Consider the following 6,342-nt stretch of genomic DNA (forward strand, 5'->3'; position numbering starts at 1 on the left):
TCCGGCGAGTGGGACACCACTCGCCGGAGGCCGTTTCGCGTAGGGGTTACGAGGAGACCGCGCGGAGGGCGCGCTCGCGCTCCCCTGGCCGATCGGCCACCCGGGTCATCGCCAGGCGCAGCAGCGGCGGCGCCATCAGGGAGGTGATGACCGCGACCAGGATGAGGATGGTGTAGCCGGCGGTGTTCAGCACCCCGAGCCGCAGGCCCACCATCGCGACGATCACCTCGATCACGCCTCTGGCGTTCATGCCCGCCCCCAGCGCCAGGGCCTCCCAGCTGGTGAGACGGCTGCTCAGCGCGCCGGCGAAGGCGCCGACGAACTTGCCGGCGATCGCGATCGCCACCACCGCCAGCGCGGCCAGCAGGATCACGGGATCGCGCAGCGCCGTCAGGTCCATGCGCAGCCCCGCCGTGGCGAAGAAGATCGGGGCCAGGACCGCCAGCACGACCGTACGCAGCGGCGCGAGGCGGGCCAGGTCGAAGCCGGGCGCCCGGCCGATGAGGATGCCGAGGACGAAGGCGCCGAAGACGGCCTCCAGCCCGACGGCGTGCGTGACGGCCGCGCCGCCCAGCAGCATGACCACCACGGCGGCCACCGCGGGTCCCGATGACTCCGCGCGGGCGACCGGCCGCAGCAGCAGGCCGACGGCCCTGCGCCCGACGGTGACGGCCAGCGCGACGAACACGGCCAGGCCGATCAGCGACACGGCGACGCTGCCCGCGCGCAGGCCGGTGGTCGCCATGGCCGAGACGACCGACAGCATCAGCCAGCCGAAGACGTCGTCGATCGTGCCCGCGGCCAGAGTGAGCTGGCCGACCTCACGGTGCAGCAGATTCATGTCCATCAGCGTCTTGGCGATCACGGGGATGGCGCTGACGCACAGCGCGACGCCGAGGAACAGGGCGAAGACCGTCCTGTCGCCCTGCGCGCCCACGAGCGAGGCGGGCAGCAGCATCCCCGCGGCGACCCCGCATAACAGCGGCACCACGAGCCCGGCCACGCTGATCCTGACGGCCGTCGCGCCCTTCCGCTTGATCAGGTCGAGGTCCACGTGCATGCCGGTGATGCCGACCAGCAGCAGGACGCCGAGCTGGCCGACCGCGTCGAGCAGGTGGAACTGGGCGGCGTCCCTGGGCAGCAGCCAGTCCGCCGCTTCCGGCGCGACGTGGCCGAGCAGGGAGGGGCCGAGCAGGACACCCGTGCCCAGCTCGCCCACGAGCGCGGGCATGCCGAACCGGGTGGCGACCCGGCCGAGAACCAGTGCGACCAGCAGCAGCAGTCCGACCTGGAGCAGGAAGATCAGCAGAACGCCCGGTGCGATGGGCGGCACCGGATCGGTGACGGGCATGTGCACCCCTCTCGGAGATCCTGGAGGCCGCTCAGCGCCCGCCGGCGGTGTGCACGACTTCGCCGTTGATGTTGCCGTTCGCCTCGGAGCACAGGAAGGCGATCAGGCGCGCGACGTCGTCCGCCGTGCTCAGGCGTCCGCTGGGGGTCTCCTGTACGGCCTGCTCCAGGAGCACGGGGTCGACCGCCTCCAGGCTCTCCGTCAGCGTGCCGCCGGGCGCGACCACGTTCGCGAGGACTCCGTCACGCGTCCACATCAGCCCGCGTACGAGCCCGTGCAACGCCGCCTTGGCCGCGCTGTACATCTCGGAACCGGGGTTTCCGTGGGTCGCGGTGACCGAGGACAGCAGCACGATCCGGCCCCACCCGCGCTCCCGCATGCCGCCGAGCGCCTGGCGGATCGTCCAGAGGTGGCCTTCGACGTTCTCGCGGAACAGCCCGAGCCAGTGGTCCATCGGCGTGTCCTGATAAGGCGGGACATCCTCGGGGTTGATCCACACCCATGTCTGCGCGTTGGCCACGACCACGTCGATCCCGCCCCAGCGCTCCTCGACGGCCGCCACGGCCTGCCGGATGGAGTCCGGATCGCCCAGATCGTACGGCAGAGCGCACGCCCGGTCGTCGCCACCCAGCTCCTCGACCACACGCTTGGCCACCGCGTCGGAGGTGTGGTAGGTGATGGCGACCCGCGCGCGCTCGGCGGCGAAGACGCGCGCGGTGGCCAGGCCGATGCCCCGCGTGGCGCCCGTGATCAGTACCCGCTTGTCCGCCAAGCCAAGATCCATGTGACGTCCCTTACGTCGGCGTTGGAACCACCAATCTGCGGCAGCGGCCTCGAGAACGGCTGGGCACCGCCTGGTGGCGGCTCCAGGGGGCTTCTAGGGCGGGCCCCTACCGTCCAGGCCGGAGTTCACGACGCGACAGGGGAAGGCCGATGCTGCACGAAGAGCTCATGGAGATCAGGGACCCGGTGCTACGCAAGGTGCAGGACCATCCGTTCTGGTCCGGCCTGCGCGACGGCTCGCTCCCGGGCGAGGCCCTCGCCTACTTCGTCCAGCAGGACACCGGGTTCCTGCTGCCGGCCTACGCCCGCGCGCTGGCCCGATGCGCCGCGGCCGCCCCTGAGGACGCCGACGCGTTCCTGCTCGCCCAGTCCGTGACCGGCACGCTGGAGGCCAAGGACCGGCTGCGCGCGGAGTACACCAGGCTGGCCGGCGAGCTCGGCCTGCCGGAGCTCGGCGAGCAGCTTCCCGTGGATCCAGGACCGCACGCGCACGCCTCCTTCTTCGCCGCCGCCACCGCGCGCTCCTTCTACGCGGGGCTCGGCGCGCTGCTGCCCATGGTGTGGTTCAACGCCGAGGTGTCGGACAACCTGAAGCGGGGCGGTGCGCCCGGCTCCCGCTACCTGCCGTGGATCGAGGTCTACCACCCGGGGGAGTCCTACAGGTACGCGGTGCAGGCGTTCCTCGACATGGTCGACCGGGCCGGCGAGACCTGCTCGGCCGCGGAGCGTCGGCTCATCGTCGAGCAGTTCTCCACCAGCATCCGTTACGAATGGGCTTTCGCGGACTGCTGCCTGCGGCAGCCCTCGTGGCCGGTCTGAGGAGAAAGGTCGCCGAATGAGCACGGAAACCAAGATTCCCTATCCCTTCCCGTGGACGCCGCCGATGGAGGTCCCAGAAGGGCTTCGTGGCCTGCGGAACAAGGCCCTTGTCGACGTCACGCTGCCCAGCGGGGACGCGGCGGTGATGGTGACGCGGTACAAGGACGTCAGGAAGCTCTTCGCCGACGAACGGCTGAGCAAGAACATCGCCAGGCCCGGCGTCGCCCGGATCTCCGCGGACAACGAGTTGTTCGTCGACCCCGACATCGACGCCGACCCGCCGGACCACACCAGGATGCGCAGCCTGGTCACCAAGGCGTTCACGGCCCGCAGGATCGAGCTGCTGCGGCCGTACGCGCAGGCGACCGTCGACGGGTTGCTGGACGAGATGGAGGCCGGGCCGCGCCCGGTCGACCTCAACGAGGCGGTCGCGTTCCCGCTGCCGATCCTGGTGATCTGCAAGCTGCTGGGCATCCCCCCGGAGGACCGCAACAGGTTCCGCCGGCTGGTGGACGGCTTCCTCTCGGTGACCAAACTGCCCGCCGACGAGGTCGAGGAGTGCAGGAAGGGCCTGTGGGGTTATCTCGTCGAGCTGATCGCCGCCAAGCGGCAGGACCTGGGCGACGACCTGATCAGCGCCCTGATCAAGGTACGCGACGAGGACGACAACCGGCTGTCCGAGCACGAGCTGCACTTCTGGACGCAGAGCCTGCTCATCGCCGGCTACGTCACCACGGCCAGCCAGATCGGCACCGGGACCGCGGTGCTGCTCCACCGGCAGGACCTGGTCAAGGAGATCCAGGCCGACTTCTCGCTGGTGCCCGGGGCCGTCGAGGAGCTGCTGCGGACCCAGATCATGGGCTCGTCCATCGGGACCCTGCGTTACGCGCTGGTCGACATCCCGCTGTCCGACGGCACGGTGATCAAGAGCGGCTCCAGCGTGTTGCTGTCCGAGGAGTCGGCCAACATGGACGAGACCGTGTTCACCGATCCCTTCACGCTGAACATCCGGCGTACCGAGAACCACCACATGACCTTCGGCGCGGGCATCCACTACTGCGTCGGCGCGGCGCTGGCCCGGATGGAGCTGCAGGTCGCGACCGAGACCCTGCTGCGGCGGTTCCCCGAGCTCCGGCTCGCGGTGCCCGCCGACGATCTGCCCCGGGGGCTGGGCGGGTTCATGGAGGGCTTCAGCGAGATTCCGGTCACCTGGTGACCGGTCAGCGCACCGCGCTCGTCACCGGGGCCAACCGGGGGATCGGCCGCGCGGTCGCGGCCGAGCTGTGCCGCAGGGACCTGCGGGTGGTGGTGACCGCGCGCGATCCACGCACTGCTCAGGCGACCGCGGCCGACCTCGGTCCCGGCGCCTGCCCGCACGTCCTGGACGTCACCGACCCCACCGGCGTCATGCTGCTGCGCAAGGAGCTCGAACACGTCGACGTGCTGGTGTGCAACGCCGGGGTGCTGCTCGACGGGCGTACCGATCCTCTTTCCGCGCCGCTCGCGCTCGTCGAGGAGACGCTGCGGGTGAACCTGCTCGGCTCGTGGCGACTGGCCCAGGCCTTCATCCCGTCCATGATCCGCCGCGGCTGGGGCCGCGTGGTGCTGATCTCCAGCGGGACCACCGCCGAGTTCGGCGGCGCCCTCTTCGGCGGCGCGCCCGGCTATTCACTCTCGAAGAGCGCGTTGAACGGTCTCACCACGATGCTGGCCGCCCAGTGCGAGGGAACGGGAGTGCTGGTGAACGCGGTCAACCCGGGACGCGTACGCACCGACATGATGCCCAGCGGGCAGATCGCCGCCGAAGACGCCGCCCGGTTCATCGCCGACGTGGCGACCCTGCCGGTCGGCGGGTCGAACGGCGGTTTCCTCACCGAGAAACGCAGTCACGTCTAAGGAGACAGCATGGAATTCGATCTGTCCGGCAAGACGGCCGTGGTCACCGGGGCCGGGGCCGGGATCGGGCTGGCGGTCACGCAGGCCCTGGTCTCGGCGGGCGCCGAGGTCTTCGGCGGGGCGCGTACGGTCACCTCCGACCTGCTCGCCGTGACGCCGCACACCCTCGAAGTCGACCTCCTCGACCAGCAGGGACCGAAGTCGCTGATCGACGCGGCGCTGGCAAAGTTCGGCGGCGTCGACGTCCTCGTCAACAACGTGGGCGGCGGGGTGAAGCTGGCCGCGGGCTTCCTGGACATCGAGGACGAGGTCTGGCAGCACACGTTCGAACTCAACGTTCTCACGACGATCCGGGCGACCCGGGCGGCGCTGCCCAGCCTGATCGAGCGCAACGGCGCGATCATCAACATCGGGTCGATGAACTCGAGCATGGTGGACCCCCGGCTCGGTCACTACTCGGCCGCCAAGGCCGCGCTCACCAACATCGGCAAGGCGCTGTCCGCGGAGTTCACCTCACGCGGCGTCCGCGTCAACACCATCTCGCCGGGGCCGGTCCGTACCCGGCTGTGGACGAACCCGGAGATGGCCAAGCGCGCGGGGATGACCCCCGAGGAGTTCATCGCCACCGTGCCCAAGATGACGGGGCTGTCCACGGGGCAGCTGATCGAGCCTGACGAGATCGCGGCCCTGGTCGTCCTGCTGGCGTCCGGCAGGGTCCGCAGCGTCACGGGTGCGGAGGTCATGATCGACGCGGGCATGGCGCCGCCGGCGCACTACAGCCGTCCCTCATAAAGGGGCGTGGCGAGGGAGGGCCGGCTCGCCGCCGCGGCGGCGAGTCGGCTCAGCCATGCGCTCTGGAGTGTCTGCCGCTCTTCCTGTTCCTGGCGTCGGCGGCATGGAGCGGGCGCCGCTCGGACGGGAGCAGGCCGCCCCAGATGCCGTGCCGCACCTGCTGTTGTACGGCGACGGCCAGGCACTCCGCGGCCACCGGGCAGTCGCGGCAGATCGCCTTGGCGTCGCGGGCGGCCGGGGTGTCGGTGTCGTGGAAGAACAGATCGGGATCGCTGCTCGCGCATCCGGCCCTGGCCGTCCAGTGCTCGGTGCGGGATGAGCGCTCCAGCAGGGTGAGGGCCTCGTCGCCCGGGTGGGCCGCAAGCATGATGGTCTTCATTTCTGCCCCCTGATCGGGCCATGTACGCCAGGTGTCACGGTCGTGAGCTGCGCACACGTTTCCGGGGCGCACACCGACAGCGTGCACGCCGGGGCTCGACGCCTGTTCGATCGCCGCTGGACCGGCGCGGGGGCGGCGTCCAGGCCAGGTCGAGTGGCGGGCGTGACAATCCATTGGGCAACAGGACGCCGAAGGAGGTGAGGGCCGTGTTGGCGCGGTTCGCCAGAGGGCTCGTCAAGTTCATCTGGGAGGGCCTGAAGGGTACCGGCCACATCTCCGGAATGATCCCCTTCGCGGTGATCCACTCAGACGACCCACCCCC

7 protein-coding genes are annotated in these 6,342 nt (G+C 70.5%); 4 read left to right on the forward strand and 3 right to left on the reverse strand.

Annotated elements, in window-relative coordinates:
* Window positions 1–46: 46 nt before the first annotated feature.
* Together ITP53_RS53225 and ITP53_RS53230 are read right to left on the reverse strand one after the other, a co-directional pair.
* The gene (locus ITP53_RS53225; RefSeq protein WP_195903113.1) at window positions 47–1,351 is read right to left on the reverse strand and encodes a cation:proton antiporter; all 1,305 of its coding nucleotides are present in this window, start codon (window positions 1,349–1,351) and stop codon (window positions 47–49) included.
* 31 nt (window positions 1,352–1,382) lie between these two features.
* The gene (locus tag ITP53_RS53230) at window positions 1,383–2,135 is read right to left on the reverse strand and encodes an SDR family NAD(P)-dependent oxidoreductase (RefSeq protein ID WP_195903114.1); all 753 of its coding nucleotides are present in this window, start codon (window positions 2,133–2,135) and stop codon (window positions 1,383–1,385) included.
* Window positions 2,136–2,284: 149 nt separating this feature from the next.
* Between ITP53_RS53230 and ITP53_RS53235 the strand changes: the two genes are divergently transcribed.
* The 4 genes from ITP53_RS53235 to ITP53_RS53250 are packed head-to-tail and all read left to right on the forward strand — an operon-like array spanning window position 2,285 to window position 5,641.
* Window positions 2,285–2,953: a TenA family protein gene (locus ITP53_RS53235; RefSeq protein ID WP_195903115.1), complete on the forward strand. Its 669-nt coding sequence runs from the start codon at window positions 2,285–2,287 to the stop codon at window positions 2,951–2,953.
* 16 nt (window positions 2,954–2,969) lie between these two features.
* Entirely contained in the window at window positions 2,970–4,169 is a 1,200-nt protein-coding gene (locus ITP53_RS53240) for a cytochrome P450 (RefSeq protein WP_195903116.1), read from the forward strand.
* Window positions 4,166–4,849: an SDR family NAD(P)-dependent oxidoreductase gene (locus ITP53_RS53245; RefSeq protein ID WP_195903117.1), complete on the forward strand. Its 684-nt coding sequence runs from the start codon at window positions 4,166–4,168 to the stop codon at window positions 4,847–4,849. Before ITP53_RS53240 ends, ITP53_RS53245 begins: the two co-directional genes overlap by 4 nt.
* A gap of 9 nt (window positions 4,850–4,858) precedes the next feature.
* Complete coding sequence (locus ITP53_RS53250; RefSeq protein WP_195903118.1) at window positions 4,859–5,641, forward strand: SDR family NAD(P)-dependent oxidoreductase; 783 nt, start codon at window positions 4,859–4,861, stop codon at window positions 5,639–5,641.
* 49 nt (window positions 5,642–5,690) lie between these two features.
* Here ITP53_RS53250 and ITP53_RS53255 read toward each other — a convergent pair whose 3' ends face one another.
* Entirely contained in the window at window positions 5,691–6,020 is a 330-nt protein-coding gene (locus tag ITP53_RS53255; protein WP_207757692.1) for a WhiB family transcriptional regulator, read from the reverse strand.
* Window positions 6,021–6,342: the final 322 nt, after the last annotated feature.

Source organism: Nonomuraea cypriaca (assembly GCF_015645445.1).
In the GTDB taxonomy this organism is placed as follows: domain Bacteria; phylum Actinomycetota; class Actinomycetes; order Streptosporangiales; family Streptosporangiaceae; genus Nonomuraea; species Nonomuraea cypriaca.